This window comes from Rhodococcoides fascians NBRC 12155 = LMG 3623, from assembly GCF_001894785.1.
In the GTDB taxonomy this organism is placed as follows: Bacteria; Actinomycetota; Actinomycetes; order Mycobacteriales; family Mycobacteriaceae; genus Rhodococcoides; species Rhodococcoides fascians.
Genome location: NZ_BCWW01000001.1, coordinates 1,116,170 through 1,129,684 on the forward strand (window position 1 = coordinate 1,116,170; position 13,515 = coordinate 1,129,684).

General features: G+C 63.9%; 13 protein-coding genes. 8 read left to right on the forward strand and 5 right to left on the reverse strand.

The features are described from left to right. Positions 1-25: 25 nt before the first annotated feature. The gene (locus RFA01S_RS05625; protein ID WP_032406503.1) at positions 26-346 is read left to right on the forward strand and encodes a hypothetical protein; all 321 of its coding nucleotides are present in this window, start codon (positions 26-28) and stop codon (positions 344-346) included. Here the strand turns inward: RFA01S_RS05625 and RFA01S_RS05630 are convergent. Then, entirely contained in the window at positions 311-1,117 is an 807-nt protein-coding gene (locus RFA01S_RS05630) for an MOSC domain-containing protein (RefSeq protein WP_081371264.1), read from the reverse strand. The two genes, RFA01S_RS05625 and RFA01S_RS05630, sit on opposite strands and share 36 nt — an antisense overlap. Positions 1,118-1,138: 21 nt before the next feature. On the opposite strand from RFA01S_RS05630, the gene RFA01S_RS05635 reads away from it, so the two are divergent. Beyond that, on the forward strand, positions 1,139-1,711 hold the full coding sequence (locus tag RFA01S_RS05635) for an isochorismatase family protein (RefSeq protein WP_032365156.1): 573 nt from the start codon (positions 1,139-1,141) through the stop codon (positions 1,709-1,711). Between the two features lie 12 nt (positions 1,712-1,723). Here the strand turns inward: RFA01S_RS05635 and RFA01S_RS05640 are convergent, their stop codons facing one another. Continuing rightward, positions 1,724-2,326 carry a hypothetical protein gene (locus tag RFA01S_RS05640; protein WP_032406501.1) on the reverse strand — a complete coding sequence of 201 codons (603 nt, stop codon included), beginning with the start codon at positions 2,324-2,326 and terminating at the stop codon, positions 1,724-1,726. 49 nt (positions 2,327-2,375) lie between these two features. On the opposite strand from RFA01S_RS05640, the gene RFA01S_RS05645 reads away from it, so the two are divergent. Together RFA01S_RS05645 and RFA01S_RS27640 are read left to right on the forward strand one after the other, a co-directional pair. Next, a complete protein-coding gene (locus RFA01S_RS05645; protein WP_032390714.1) occupies positions 2,376-3,788 on the forward strand; it encodes a glucose-6-phosphate dehydrogenase in 1,413 nt (470 codons plus the stop codon). Between the two features lie 162 nt (positions 3,789-3,950). Continuing rightward, complete coding sequence (locus tag RFA01S_RS27640; RefSeq protein WP_155288427.1) at positions 3,951-4,106, forward strand: hypothetical protein; 156 nt, start codon at positions 3,951-3,953, stop codon at positions 4,104-4,106. Between the two features lie 80 nt (positions 4,107-4,186). Here the strand turns inward: RFA01S_RS27640 and RFA01S_RS05650 are convergent, their stop codons facing one another. Then, complete coding sequence (locus RFA01S_RS05650) at positions 4,187-4,393, reverse strand: PspC domain-containing protein (RefSeq protein ID WP_027498428.1); 207 nt, start codon at positions 4,391-4,393, stop codon at positions 4,187-4,189. Positions 4,394-4,674: 281 nt separating this feature from the next. On the opposite strand from RFA01S_RS05650, the gene ppk2 reads away from it, so the two are divergent. From ppk2 to RFA01S_RS05665, 3 genes are all read left to right on the forward strand, one after another. Beyond that, on the forward strand, positions 4,675-5,619 hold the full coding sequence (ppk2, locus tag RFA01S_RS05655) for a polyphosphate kinase 2 (RefSeq protein ID WP_045840630.1): 945 nt from the start codon (positions 4,675-4,677) through the stop codon (positions 5,617-5,619). A 1,084-nt stretch (positions 5,620-6,703) separates the two neighbouring features. Then, the gene (locus RFA01S_RS05660) at positions 6,704-7,537 is read left to right on the forward strand and encodes an alpha/beta hydrolase family protein (RefSeq protein WP_027498426.1); all 834 of its coding nucleotides are present in this window, start codon (positions 6,704-6,706) and stop codon (positions 7,535-7,537) included. Between the two features lie 127 nt (positions 7,538-7,664). After that, complete coding sequence (locus RFA01S_RS05665; protein WP_032406500.1) at positions 7,665-8,681, forward strand: alpha/beta hydrolase; 1,017 nt, start codon at positions 7,665-7,667, stop codon at positions 8,679-8,681. A 2-nt stretch (positions 8,682-8,683) separates the two neighbouring features. On the opposite strand, the gene RFA01S_RS05670 is transcribed toward RFA01S_RS05665, so the two are convergent. Beyond that, a complete protein-coding gene (locus tag RFA01S_RS05670; RefSeq protein ID WP_072692004.1) occupies positions 8,684-10,753 on the reverse strand; it encodes a prolyl oligopeptidase family serine peptidase in 2,070 nt (689 codons plus the stop codon). 114 nt (positions 10,754-10,867) lie between these two features. Here RFA01S_RS05670 and lpdA point away from each other — a divergent pair, with 114 nt between their 5' ends. Continuing rightward, positions 10,868-12,283 carry a dihydrolipoyl dehydrogenase gene (gene lpdA, locus RFA01S_RS05675; RefSeq protein ID WP_032365160.1) on the forward strand — a complete coding sequence of 472 codons (1,416 nt, stop codon included), beginning with the start codon at positions 10,868-10,870 and terminating at the stop codon, positions 12,281-12,283. 70 nt (positions 12,284-12,353) lie between these two features. On the opposite strand, the gene RFA01S_RS05680 is transcribed toward lpdA, so the two are convergent. Further along, positions 12,354-13,403, reverse strand: coding sequence for a M48 family metallopeptidase (locus RFA01S_RS05680; protein ID WP_032406499.1), 1,050 nt, complete (start codon positions 13,401-13,403; stop codon positions 12,354-12,356). Positions 13,404-13,515: the final 112 nt, after the last annotated feature.

The window sequence follows — 13,515 nt, forward strand, 5'->3', positions numbered from 1 at the left end:
CGCTATACCGTTACTCTAGGTAACCATGAGCGCGATCGAGATCGAATTCGCTCCACATTGGGTGAACGCGTCCTTGGTGCGCACGCTGACGCGGCCGTTCGTGACGATCGACGGCGTGGAGCATCGCCAGTCGTGGTCGGAACCGTCGACCTACGAGCTGGCACCGGGTGGCCACGAGCTCACCGCATTCATTCGTTACCGCGGCACGACATCCGCACTCGGCACCGGGCGGCGACGCGTCGAACTCGGTGCAGAACAGCACCTTCGGCTGCGAGCTCGAAACGGGTGGGCGAACCACATGCCGTTCGAGTTACAGCTCCGACTCGCCCCAGGTCTCGACGCGTAGTTCGTCCCCGACCGAGATGGTTCCTTCCTCGATCACCGAGAATTTCGAACCGAAGGCGACGCCCTTCTGCCGGGCCCGGCGGTAGGTGCCGAGAGTGCGCAGAGGTTCGGGTCCGGTGCGAACACCGGTGCTCTGCTCCACCGTGGTGACGGCGCAGCGGATCGCCAGCTTCGTGTACGCCAATCGTGCGTCGCCGATCGAGATGTCGCGCACTTCGTCCTCGACATGAGCGTCCTGCGAGCCGTCGACGACGATGTTGGGCCGAAATCGGTCGATCGGCAGCGGGGCGTCGAGGCGGGAGTTCAGACCGGCCAGCGTGGCGGTCGAGAGGATGTGGACGGCGGCGCTGTCGGCGAAATGGGCCGAGCCGGGACGGATTCCGTCGGTGACGCGGCCGTGATCGCGGGGCGCGGCGACGAGGCGTGAGGGCTCGCCGATGACGTCGGTGAGCCAGGCGGCGATGTCGTCGCCCTGGTCGATGCCCCGCAGCGGCGCGCCGAACATCGTGACCTCGCGGCCCGCGGAATCACGATCGACGACGGCGGTGACGCTTCCTGCGCTCTCGTGGCGCAGTGTCAGTGAGCCGTTTTCCACCGAGCATCGAACGACGGCCAGCACGGGATCGGTGCGTTGGCTGCGGAACGAGCCGTCCGCGTCGACGATCATGAACGCTCGATCGTGTTCGAGACCGGCTGCGCTCACCCGGGCCGAGTCCAGCGCCGTACCGGCACATCCTTTGACGGGATAGGTCACCAGAGACGACACGCGCACCCGTCGAGGATACTGGGACACATGACTCGTGCTCTGTTGGTAGTCGATGTTCAGAACGATTTCACCGAGGGTGGTGCTCTGGCCGTGGTCGGCGGTGGGGAGGTGGCGCGCAGGATCAGCGCGTACCTCGCCCGGAGCGGCGACGACTACGACCTCGTGGTGTCCTCACGCGACTGGCACGACGGCGACAGCGACAACGGTGGACATTTCGCCACCGACGCTGCCCCGGATTTCGTCACCACGTGGCCCGTGCACTGCGTCGCGGGAACGGTCGGCGCGGAATATCACCCGGATTACCGAACCGGCAGCGTCGACGTGCATGTCTACAAGGGGCAGGGCAGACCGTCGTATTCGGCGTTCGAAGGCGTCACCGAGGATGGAACATCTCTGTCCGAGATCCTGACCGCCAACGAGGTGACGGCCGTCGACATCGTCGGTCTCGCCACCGATTACTGCGTGCTGGCGTCGGCGAAAGATGCAGTGGCACAGCACCTGGACGTTCGGGTTCTCACCGATCTGGTGGCCGGGGTCGCTCCCGAGACCTCCGCAGCGGCTCTCGACGAACTCCGCGAAGTCGGAGCAGCAGTGGTGTGAAACAGAAGTGGTCTACGAGTCGATCGTGGTGGTGATGGACGTGACCGACGGTGCCGCGGGGGTGCTGCCGAAACCGAACGTCACCGGGGGAGTGACGGGCGTCAGCGAGCCCAGGTCGTCTCCTTGCCAGGATGCGACGACGTCGACGACGCGGTGCTGGTGCCTGGCTCCGTAGTATTCGCGCCTGCCTCCGCCGGCGCTGCCGCGAGTTCGCACTCCGCGCAGTATCACTCGGGCGATGGGGTCGCTGATCGTGCAGAACCACGGTGCGGTGGACACGGCGTCGGGGACGAGGCTCAGGGCGCGGCCGAGAACCGTCGGTCCGGCCACTCGGATGCGTACCGACAGATCCCCGGCCACGACGGACCGCCACCCGTCGGGCTGTTCGGAGAAGGTGACCGGTACCAGCTCGGTGGAATCGAACGAGTATGTCGCCGTGACGAATTCACGTACTGCCTCGTTCGGTGCCACGAGTAGGCGTCGACCGTCCGCGAATTGGACCATCACATCGGTGAATTCGCCGAGGGGCGAGCGCGTCCAGTGTCCGACGACGATGCGCACTCCCGACGTCGTACCTACCCCGTAGATCTCTCCGTGAAACCGTGATCTGGTCATCTTCGTGCACTCTCACCTAGGTAGCACTATGCGGTGCATAGTGGAGGTCATGGCGTCCTCGCAACCCACTGTATTCGTCCTGTTCGGCGCGACCGGAGACCTCGCGAAGCGAATGGTTCTGCCGTCGTTCTACCAACTCCACGTCGAAGGCCTGCTGCCGGAGAAATGGATCCTGATCGGCAACGGTCGCAAGGATTCGTCCGACGACGAGTTCCGCGACCACGTGAAAGATGTGCTCGACGAGTTCGCCGAGAACGTGGCCGACGACGATTGGTCGGCGTTCTCGAAGCGAATCCGTTTCGCGGGCAACGGCTTCACCGTCGACGATCCCGGCAAGCTCCCCGACGTCGTCGCCGACGCCAGGAAAGAGATCGGTGACGACGCACAGCTGGTGCACTACATCGCGCTGCCGCCGAGCACGTTCGTCGACTACACGAAGGCCCTCGGTGCACACGATCTCGCCGAGGGTTCCCGAGTGGTGTACGAGAAGCCCTTCGGCACCTCGCAGCACAACTTCGAGGAACTCGACAAGGCCGTGCACGAGGTCGTGAAGGAGGAACAGGTCTATCGCATCGACCATTTCCTCGGTAAGGAAGCAACGCAGAACCTGCACGTGTTGCGGTTCGCCAACGGCATGATCAGCGGCATCTGGAACTCCGAGCACGTGGAGCATGTGCAGATCGACGTGCCCGAGACACTCGACATCGACGACCGCGCCGAGTTCTACGACGAGACCGGTGCCGTTCTGGACATGCTGGTGACCCATCTGTTCCAGGTGGCCGCCGAGGTGGCCATGGAACCCCCTGCGTCGTTGAAGGCCGAGGATCTGCAGTCGGCTCGCGAAACGGTGATCGGGCAGTTCCGTCCACTCGACACCGACGAGGTGGTTCTGGGGCAGTACGACGGCTACCGCGACGTCGACGGCGTTGCCGAGGATTCGACGGTCGACACGTTCGTGGCCGCGAAGCTGTGGGTGGATACCGATCGCTGGCGTGGGGTGCCGTTCCTGCTTCGTACCGGCAAGATGCTCGGTGCCGGAGCGCAGCGGGTATCGCTGGTGTTCCGCAAGCCCGCCGACAGTCCACTGTCGACGCTGCCCGAAGACGGCGCGGTGCTCTCGTTCGACCTGTCCGGTGACGGCAGCATCGATATCGCCATGACGGTCAAGGAACCGGGACCGGATTTCGACCTGTCCGTCGGGCATCTGTCGTTGCCGCTGAAATCGGTGCCCGACGCGGAGCCGTTGAGCCCGTACTCCCGTCTGATCCTCGATGTACTGAACGGGGACCGATCGCTGTTCACCAGACCCGACGGCCTGGCCCACGTGTGGGAGGTGGCGGCGCCGCTGTTGAACGATCCGCCCGCGGTGAAGAACTATGCGCCGGGCTCGATGGGACCGACGGAAGCCGACGAGCTGGCTGCGCCCTGCGGTTGGTTGATCACCGGGAAAACCGAGGACTGATCACCGGAACGGTGAAGAACCGGGTCGGCTTTCGAGCCCCGAAACAGCCGGTGGGTCCTTTTTGTCCGAAACAATGGAATGGATCGCGTCTGGAACGTTATGTTCCTGTGGCCTGGTCACCCTCCGACTCGGGCCACGACGTGTCTTTCGAAAGGCTTACCCATGCTCCTCGATCTCCTCACCGGCCTCCTGCCCATCCTCGGCGGCGGCGAAGACGGTGGCATCACCGGACCCATCACCGGTGGCCTCACCGATGGTCTCGGTGAACTTCTCGACGGACTGCTCGGCGGAAGCACCGGTAGCTTCGGCTCCAGCTAGGCCCCATTCCGCGAAGTCCGACGGCAAGGCCCCGTTCCTCCACCGGCGAGGATGCGGGGCCTTTCCGCGGTCGCGGGAGCTCACGGGCGGCGCGGCATCAGCATCAGGGCCGCCAGGTAGATCAGCACGACTGTGCCACCGCTCAGCACTGCACCGGCGACGGTGGCGACGCGAACGAGGTTGACGTCCCAACCGAAGTAGTCGGCTATACCGCCGCAGACGCCTCCGATCATCTTCTGCGAGTTGGACAGGGTGAATTCTCTGGGGGAATTGCTCTCGAATGTCATGGTGAGAAGTCTGCGTCGCCGACGCCTGTGGGCACATCGGGGCTTTCACCCATATCGACCCGGAGAATCGAACGATCGAGAAACGGGTCGATATGCAAGTTCGGTGACTTTTACGACGCAGACGCTCGACCTGTTGTCGGCGCGAGGATTACGGTCGGATGTGTCGGTCGCTTCCGGTCCGTCCCCCTTGCAGACCGGAAGCGTGTCCGATGCGTCCGGTTGCGCTCGGTGTTCACCGAATCGCCATGGACCGGTCACCGATGAGCACTAACTTTCGGCGCATGACCGACTTCGATCTCCGCAACGGCGTGGCTGCACGCAAGAATCTCAGCGACGTGCGGGACATCACGACCGCCGTGGATCTTGCCGATACTTCGGGGTTCGTCGTCGACGACTCCGATGACGACGACCCGGTGCTGCTGACGGTACCGGGCGGTCACGTCGTCGACACGTGGCGGGAGAACTACCCCTACGACGAGCGTATGACCCGCGCCGAGTACGAACTCGAAAAGCGGCTGCTGCAAATCGAACTGCTCAAGCTGCAGATGTGGTCCAAGGACACCGGACGACGCCACGTCATCATCTTCGAGGGTCGCGACGCCGCCGGTAAGGGCGGCACGATCAAGCGGTTCATGGAGCACCTCAATCCCCGCGGCGCACGCGTCGTCGCGTTGGAGAAGCCGTCGGTGCGGGAGTCGACGGAGTGGTATTTCCAGCGGTACATCGGGCATCTGCCTGCGGCCGGCGAAATTGTGATGTTCGACAGGTCTTGGTACAACCGTGCCGGTGTCGAACGGGTCATGGGGTTCTGCACCGAGGAGCAGCATGCACAATTCGTTCGGCAGGCACCGCTGTTCGAGCAGATGTTGGTGGACGAGGGCATCAGCTTGACCAAGTTCTGGTTCTCGGTGTCGCAGCACGAGCAGCGCACTCGCTTCGCGATCCGGCAGGTGGATCCGGTACGGCAGTGGAAACTGTCGCCGATGGATCTTGCGTCACTGGACAAGTGGGATGCGTACACCGCTGCGAAGGAAGAGAACTTCCGCGCCACCGATACCGACGTAGCACCGTGGACCGTGGTGAAGAGCAACGACAAGAAGCGCGCGCGGATCAACGCGATGCGGTTCGTGCTCAACAAGTTCGACTACGCCAACAAGGACTCCGAGATCGTGGGCGAAACAGACCCGCTGCTCGTCGGACGCGCGAAAGACGTGCTCGGAGAATAATTCTGGGCTACATACCGGGGTCTGCTCGGTGAACGTCCTGCGTCGCTTCGGTATCCGCGCAGCGAGTTCGTGCCGCGTTGTGCACCGCGCCGGTGGTTGCGGTAGGAAAGTGGTAGGCCGTATTACCTACGGCTGTACGAAGAGACGAGCATCAGGAGTTCTCATGGGTTCAGCTGCGCAGTTCATCACCGACATTGCAACCGGAGTCTACGACGGCATCGTCGACGCGATCGTCGAGCAGATCGTCGGCGTGCTGACGTCGGGTAGCGCCGCGTAATTCGTCGGTCCACGAGTCGCGGTCGCTGTCGGGGGCGGCCGCGACTTTCCGTCTCCGTGACCGTTTTGTGACAGCTCACCAAGATTTCTGACTTTTCGATGCCAATGCGTGTACGAAACGTTATCCGTTCGGGTAGAAATCTTCATGCAGAGGTAATCGAGTGACGACCGTCACGTTCGATCTGCACATCCCTCGAACAACAAGGAGCCTGTCGCATGTCCGCTGAACTCGGTGACCTCTTGGCAATCTTCATCCAGCTCTTCTCGGGTATCAGTTCTTCCTCCGACTGACATCCCGGCTCCGCGCCGTAGGCCTCGGCCAGGACGGCCGACCGGAGCCGAATCGATGAACAGTAAGGCTCGCGACGCCGCGTCGGCGGCGAATCCCCCTCTCTCGAAGGAGTTTTGATGGAATTTCTCTCGCTGTTGCTGCAGTTGCTCGCTGTCGGCAGCTCCGAAGGAACAGGTTCGGTCGTCAACATCCCCGGCACGCTCCCCAGCTGAAGCGCGACCCCGAAACCGGGCCCGACTACCGTCGGGCCCGGTTTTCGTGGTTTCGAAGTGTCATTCGTTCGACCGAAATATCCTCCAGCGGTCGATGATTCGCCGCCGACCGGGTAGACCTGAACCTCATCCTCGATGCGCTCGGTATCGACGGTAATAGAGGTGGTGCCATGCTCGAAGCCGTAGTCGGATTCATCAACAGTCAATTGTTCTGGTTCAGCTGGTCGACCGGTAGCTACCACCCGATCATCCTGTGAGGTAGTGCCCTGGGGAAGGTGCGGTCGCACCGTCATAGGGTTGGCCGATGCAGACGGTTCCGATTCAGATGCCCGACGGTTCGACGGTGCCGGTGACGCTGTTTCCGAGTGAGGGCCGAGACGATGCGCCCGTCATCGTCGTTCTCCCGGGTCTCGGCATACCCGGCGGTTACTACCGGCTGTTCGCCGAAGCGCTCGTCGCACGCGGATTTCATGCTGCGATCGGCGATCTTCGGGGCCAGGGGGACAGTAAGCCGAAGCCGAGTTCGTCTAGCAGGTACGGATATCAGGAATTGGTGTCGGTCGACTTTCCGGCGATCTTCGAGGTGGTGCGCGAGCAGTTCCCCGCCGCAACCCCGTATCTGCTCGGCCACAGTATGGGCGGACAACTGGGCGCGATGTACGCAGCCCGAATTCGAGGCAGGCTCGGTGGCTTGATCCTGGTGGCATCCGGGTCGCCGTACCACCGCGGTTTCGGCACCACTCGCGGGGTCCCGCTGTACTTCGGCGCGGCGGCGATGGCGATCACCAGCAACATCGCCGGATTCTGGCCGGGGGACCGCATCGGGGTCGGCGGATTCGGTCGTCAATCACGAGTGTTGATCGACGACTGGTCGAGGTTCGCCCGAACGGGCTCGATCGAGCCGGCCGGTGCCGACATCGACTACGAGGAACGGATGGGCCGGCTGACCCTACCGGTGCTGGCAGTGACCATCGAGGGCGACGATCTGGCCCCCAAGGGTTCGATGGAGAATCTGACGGCCAAGCTTGCCAACGCCGACATCACCACCGAACACATCGACGAGCCGCTGGGCCACAACGGGTGGATCCGCAATCCCACCGCGGTGGCCGACCTGGTCGAGCGGTGGATGCACCGCTGACACAACCCCGTGCCGAACGATACGGTCGTTTGGACTAATTCATGCGATAAGTTCCAACTCCGCGCCCGTTCTGGTGTACAACGCTAGTGACTCAACTTCTGTTCTGCCGAAGATAGCGAGCACGTGTATGAACGGCCTGGGGGCTACAGCTCGTCGGATCGGTAGGGGTGTGCTCGTGGCCGCGTGTATCGCTGCGTCGGCCGCGCAGGGCACGGCCCTCGCCGCGCCCGACGCGTCGACGTCGTACGTGGTGCGCACGGAGGAGACCGACGCCGTCGCCATGACGGCGTTCGTGCATTCGGCCGCGATGGAGCGGACCATCCCGCTGAAGATTCTCCGCTCTCCGGACCGCGCGAAACCGAGCCCTACCGTGTACCTGCTCAACGGCGCGGGCGGTGGGGTGGACGGTATGGACTGGTACACCCAGACCGATGTCGTGTCGTTCTTCGCGGACAAGAACGACAATGTGGTCACTCCCGTCGGCGGCGCCTATTCCTACTACACGGACTGGCAGCACGACGATCGCGTGCTCGGCCGCAACAAGTGGGAGACCTTCCTGACCCGCGAACTGCCTCCACTCGTCGACCAGCTGCTGAAGACCAACGGCCGCAACGTCATTGCCGGGATCTCGATGGCTGCGACGTCGGTGCTCAATCTGGCGGCGCACAACCCCGGTCTCTTCCGGGCGGTCGGCTCCTACAGCGGCTGCGCCTCGACCACCGATCCGTTGGGCCGCGCGTACGTCAAGACCGTCGTATCGATGGCGCTCGGAACCGACGTGAAGAACATGTGGGGCCCGGACGGCGACCCCGACTGGGTGCACAACGACGCTGTCGTCAACGCCGACAAGTTGCGCGGCACCGCGCTGTACATCTCCAACGGCAGTGGCCTGGCGGGGGCATCGGACACCTTCGACGGAACCAACCCCAACGGCCCCGGTTTCGTGCTGCTGAACCAGATGGTGGTGGGCGGTGCCATCGAGGTCGCGACCGGCGACTGTACCCGTCGACTGAAGAGCGCGCTCGAAAAGCTGGATATTCCAGCTCATTTCGAGCTACGGGAACGCGGCACGCACTCCTGGGGATACTGGCAGGACGATCTCCACAATTCCTGGCCGATGTTCGAGCAGGCTCTGGCCGACTGACATCACCGGCTCTCGAGCTGCCGCCACAGGAACTCGTACGTCAGTGCGGTCTTGAAGGCCAGCTGCGCATTGTCCGACGCCCCGCCGTGGCCGCCCTCGATGTTCTCGTAGTAACTCACGTCCTGACCGAGCTCGGCCAGCCGCGCAGCCATCTTGCGCGCGTGTCCGGGATGGACTCGATCGTCTCGGGTGGACGTGGCGATGAGTATCGGTGGGTACTTCCGCTCGGACGCGGCCACGACGTTCTGGTACGGGGAGTACTGCGAGATGAACTCCCATTCGGCGGGGTCGTCGGGGTTCCCGTACTCGGCCACCCAGGACGCTCCCGCGAGCAACAGGTGGTACCGCTTCATGTCCAGTAGCGGGACCTGACATACCAACGCCCCGAACAGTTCCGGGTACTTCGTTTCCATGATGCCCATCAGCAGGCCACCGTTGCTGCCGCCCTGGGCGGCCAAGCGATCGGCGGTGGTGATCCCTCGGGCCACCAGGTCGCGGGCGACCGCGGCGAAGTCCTCGTGGACCAGATGCCGGCCCGCTCGCAACACCTGGGTGTGCCAGGACGGTCCGTACTCGCCGCCGCCGCGGATGTTGGCGACGACGTAGGTGCCGCCGCGCTCGAGCCACGTTCGACCCATCGCTCCGCTGTAGCCGGGCGTCATCGAGATCTCGAAGCCGCCGTAGCCGTACAGCAGTGTGGGGCCGGGGCCTGCGTCGCCGCGTCGGACTACGAAGTAGGGGATCGCGGTGCCGTCGTCCGACTCCGCGAAGAACTGTTGCACGGTCATGCCGTCCGCGTCGAAGAAAGCGGGAGCCTGCTTGAGTACCTCGAGCGCGCCGCCGACCGTGCCGACCAGCAGCGTGGCCGGGGTGAGGTAACCCGAGGAGCCGAGGAAGAACTCGTCCCCGTTCTCCTCGGCGTCCGTACCGATGATCTCGGTCGACGCCAACTCCGACAGCCCGTCGACGGTGGTCGTATCCCACTCCGTCGTGCGCGTTTTGCGCCCCTCCAGGTACGCAAAACGCGCACGAGGGGTGAGCACATGCAGACGAGTCCGGACATCCTGCAGCGTCACCAGCAGCAGATGATTCTCGGTCCAGGCGTACTGATGCAGGGATGTGTGCTCGTCGGGAGTGAACAGAACCGTCAGAGATGCTGTGCCGCTCATGAATTCGTCGAAGTCGGCCGCGAGCAGCGCGCCCGCCGGATGGGTGACACCGTCGTAGGTCCACTCGGTCATCGTCCGAACCAGCAGCCAGTTCTCGTGGACCGACGTCGATGCGTCCGTCGGCGTCGGAATGCGGGTCACCGCCGTACCGTCGAGCACGTAGGTCTCGGAGTTGTAGAAGTCGGTGGACCGCTGCACGAAGTCGCGCTCGAATCCCGGCGTGCGGTCGTGCCACGCGGAGATCGAGATGTCCCGCGATTCGCCCTCGTAGACGGTCTCCGCGTCGGCGAGCGGGGTGCCTCGGTGCCATCTCTTGGTGATCCGCGGATAGCCGGATTCGGTCAAGGACCCCGGTCCGAAATCGGTGCCGACGAACACGGTGTCGGCGTCGATCCAGCCGATGTCGGTCTTGGCCTCGGGCAGCGTGAAACCGCCGTCCTCCGCAGCGCGGAACGTGCGGGAGTCGAGATCGAACTCGCGTACCACCGTCGCGTCGGCACCGCCTCGGGACAGCGTCACCAGAGCGCGCAGCTGGTCGGGGCGCAGTACCTGAGCGCCGCCCCATACCCAGTTCTCGCCCTCGTCGGCGGCCAGGGCATCGAGATCGAGCAGGACGTCCCATGCGGGTTCGTCCGTGCGGTACTCGTTCATCGTGGTGCGCCGCCACACCCCGCGGATGTGCTCGGCGTCGCGCCAGAAGTTGTAGAGGAACTGCCCGCGCCTGCGTGCGTACGGGATCCGCGCATCGGTGTCGAGAATCTCGCGTACACCCGCCACGGTGGCGTCGAAACGCTCGCCTGCCAGCGCCTGGATCGTCACCTCGTTCTTCTCGCGTACCCACGCGAGTGCGTCGTCGCCGGTGACGTCTTCGAGCCAGAGGTACGGGTCGTCCGAGAAAGCCATGGCACAGTTCTAGCAGCACACGTGCGGTCGGGTGCAGGACGCGTGCGAGGCTACCGGCTGGTAACGAAGACCAGGTCGAGACAGTGTCGGAGGGCACGACTACGCTGGGGACTCGTGACCTCACACTATGACGTCGTTGTCCTCGGAGCCGGTCCCGGTGGGTACGTCGCTGCTATCCGCGCGGCACAACTCGGACTCAGCACTGCCATCATCGAGAAGAAGTACTGGGGCGGTGTGTGCCTCAACGTGGGCTGCATCCCCTCGAAGGCGCTTCTCCGTAACGCCGAGCTGGCGCACCTCTTCACCAAGGAGGCCAAGCTGTTCGGTATCTCGGGTGAAGCATCCTTCGACTTCGGCGCAGCATTCGACCGCAGCCGCAAGGTCGCGGACGGACGCGTCAAGGGCATCCACTTCTTGATGAAGAAGAACAAGATCCCCGAGTACGACGGCCAGGGCACGTTCACCGATGCCAACACCATCGAGGTCGAACTGTCCAAGGGCGGCACCGAGACGATCACGTTCGACAACGCGATCATCGCGACCGGCAGCACCACCAAGCTGCTCCCGGGAACCGAGCTCAGCAAGAACGTCGTCACGTACGAAGAGCAGATCATGACCAAGGATCTGCCGGGATCGATCCTCATCGTCGGCGCGGGCGCCATCGGTATGGAGTTCGGGTACGTCCTGAAGAACTACGGAGTCGACGTCACCATCGTAGAGTTCCTCGATCGCGCGCTCCCCAACGAGGACAAGGACGTCTCGAAGGAGATCGAGAAGCAGTACAAGAAGCTCGGCGTCAAGGTCATCACCGGCGCGGGTGTGCAGAGCATCGACGACGACGGCTCCAAGGTCACCGTCGAGATCAAGCACAACAAGTCCGGTGAGAGCGAGACCTTCACCGTCGACAAGGTGATGCAGTCCGTCGGATTCGCTCCTCGCGTCGAGGGCTTCGGTCTCGAGAAGACCGGTGTCGAGCTCACCGATCGCGGTGCCATCGGCATCACGAACACGATGCAGACCAACGTCCCGCACATCTACGCCATCGGCGACGTCACCGCCAAGCTCCAGCTCGCCCACGTGGCGGAGGCGCAGGCCGTGGTGGCTGCCGAAACCATCGGCGGCGCAGAGACATTGCCGATCGACGACTACCGCATGATGCCGCGCGCCACGTTCTGCCAGCCGCAGGTCGCGAGCTTCGGTCTCACCGAGGACCAGGCCCGCGAAGAAGCGCAGGCTCGTGGATCCGACATCAAGGTCGCGAACTTCCCGTTCGCCGCCAACGGCAAGGCACACGGCCTGGGCGACGCGACGGGCTTCGTCAAGCTCATCGCCGACACCGAGCACGGTGAGCTGCTCGGTGGCCACCTCATCGGACCGGACGTCTCGGAGCTGCTGCCGGAGCTGACCCTGGCCCAGAAGTGGGACCTGACGGTCAACGAGCTGGCCCGCAACGTCCACACGCACCCGACGCTGTCGGAGGCACTGCAGGAAGCGATCCACGGCCTCGCAGGCCACATGATCAACTTCTGATCTCTGCTGTAGAACGACGAACGGCGGCGACCACCTCGGTGGTCGCCGCCGTTCGCTTAGTTCTGGGGTGCTAGGACTTTCGCCAGTGATCGAACCTGCCCTTGATGTCCGACGCCACGTCGCCGATTCCGTTGCCGACGGCGTCGACGGCACCGGTGAAGCCGCTGCCGATGTCGCGGACCGTCTTGATCAGCGGGTCCTCCGACGTGTCGAAGTTGTTTTTGTACGTGCGGGCCGCGTTACGGAACTCCTCCGACACCTTGGCCTCGTGGTCGGTGAACCGGCGTGGGTAGTCGCCACGAAGGACCGCCGCGTACTCGCCGGTGTCGACCCACTTCTTCAGTTCCGCAGCTCGCAGCACCGAGAACGGGTGCGAGAGGAGTTCGAGATTGAGCAGCTTGAGCACGCCGTCGCGCAGATCTCCACTGGCCTCGTACTCGGCGGCCTGAGCGAGGAAGGCGTCGACGTCGATTTCGCTGATACGTGCGCCGCCCGCCAACTTGAGCTGCACGCTGATCGCGGTGTGCACATCCTGTCCGCACAGCAAACCTGCTCTGTCGCCGGATAATTCGGATTTGCGCTGCCATTCCATCAGCCCCGCGATGACCGCGCGCAAGGCCCAGCCGCCCACCGGAACCCAGCCGACCGTGCCGGCGAGGCGCATCAGGTGCATGAGAACGGTGCGGTACACCGCGTGGCCGGACAGGGCGTGGCCCAGTTCGTGGCCGACGACGAATCGCTGTTCCTCGTAGGTCATTATGTCGAGCATGCCGGTGGTCAGGACGATGAACGGTCGATCCATCCCGATGGTGAACGCGTTGACCATCGGCGACTGAACCACGAACAGCTCCGGAGTTTCCTCCGCGCCGAGAATCTGCACACAATCGGCTCGAAGATCGTTCAGATCCTTGAACTGGCGTTCGTCGACGCGCACCGCGGTGGCCAAGTACATCAGGCGATGCTGTCTCTCGCGCAGCAGTCCGGACAGCGTTCGCAGCACCGTGTCGAAGCCCTTGAGGGTGCGAAGAGTGACCAAGGCTGCTCGGTCCGAAGGGTGTTCCCAAGTGCGAGAAGAGATATCGGGAAACTCGATACGAGTACGGTCCGGTGCGTGTGTCACTGTGTGGCTCCCAGTCTGATCGGTCTGTTTGCCAAAGTATCAGTAAAAAGCCCTTCCGGTTCGTTCTTGACCACGGTCAGGTCTCGCTCTGCCGGGGGTACAGCAGGGTCGG